This window comes from Nitratidesulfovibrio liaohensis (genome assembly GCF_011682075.1).
Classification (GTDB): Bacteria; Desulfobacterota; Desulfovibrionia; order Desulfovibrionales; family Desulfovibrionaceae; genus Cupidesulfovibrio; species Cupidesulfovibrio liaohensis.
Window position 1 is genome coordinate 1 of the sequence record NZ_VSMK01000622.1, and the last position, 1,052, is coordinate 1,052.

1 pseudogene is annotated in these 1,052 nt (G+C 71.9%); it reads right to left on the minus strand.

The annotated features are described in order from the left end of the window. Positions 1 to 1,052, minus strand: a pseudogene (locus FVW27_RS16785) (glycosyltransferase family 4 protein); the annotation flags it as partial.

Here is a 1,052-nt window from a genome sequence, read left to right on the forward strand (position 1 = left end):
AGCAGGATGTCGGCGTCACGCAGGGCGGACTGCACCTGCGGGCGGGGCAGCGGCCCCAGCAGGTGCATGCGCGGGTCGGCAGTGGCGCGGTTGGGCACGCCGCCGATGATGGCCAGTTGCCACTGCCCGTTGTCGTGCGCCAGCCTGCTCAGCATATCGAGCAAATCGGGCAGGGCGCTCTCCGGCAGGAAGTCGGACACGGCGACCAGCAGCGGGATATCCGGCGCAAGGCCGTGCTGCCGCCGGAAGTCGCCGGGCGCGGGCGCGGGCAGAACGGCGCGCGGTACGAAATGGCTGGTTGCACCCATGAGGTGCAGCACCTGCGCGTCGCAGCCCGATTCGGAACCCCGGACCACCTCGTCCGCGCAGGCCAGCGCAAAGCGCAGGTAGGGCAGGTCGCCGCCCTGCCGGACCGTGGCAAGGTCGGCTGCGCTGATGGAGGGCAGCAGCACGGTGCGCACGTCGTGCTTGCGCAGCAGCCTGCATGCGGGCAGCAGCCACGCGCCGGGAGGGCCCGCGAGAAGGGCGGCGCGGGTGATGCCGCTTTCGGCCAGCCGGTCCAGTCGGTACAGGTCGGGCAGGCCGGGGGTGGCCCATAGTCCGGTTTCGGTGACGGCGATGTCCTGCGGGGCAGGTTCCGCGTGATCCGGGCGTGCCCCGGTCACCACGTGCGGGGCATATCCCGACTGCGCAAGGGCCGCGCCCAGTTCTTCCAGGTGGCGGGCCATCTCCGTTTTTTCAGGGCGGGGGGGCTTTGCCGATTTTTCAGTACGGGGGGCCGTCCCTCCCTGGTCGGGCGGGAAGGATTCGCCGAACAGCAGCACGCGGGGCCCTCCGTTGCGGTCGGCACCATCCCACCCCGTGCCCGTGCTGCCCGTGCCCGTGCTGCCCGTGCTGCCTGTGCTGCCTGTGCTGCCCGTGCTGCCTGTGCTGGATGACGGGATGTCCGCGACATGGGCGGCGGCCAGCGAAAGCTGCGAGGGAAAGCCCAGCGGCGACGGCGCGTGGCGCAGCGAAAGCAGGTGGCCGGGCCTGGATGCGGCGCGGGCGAT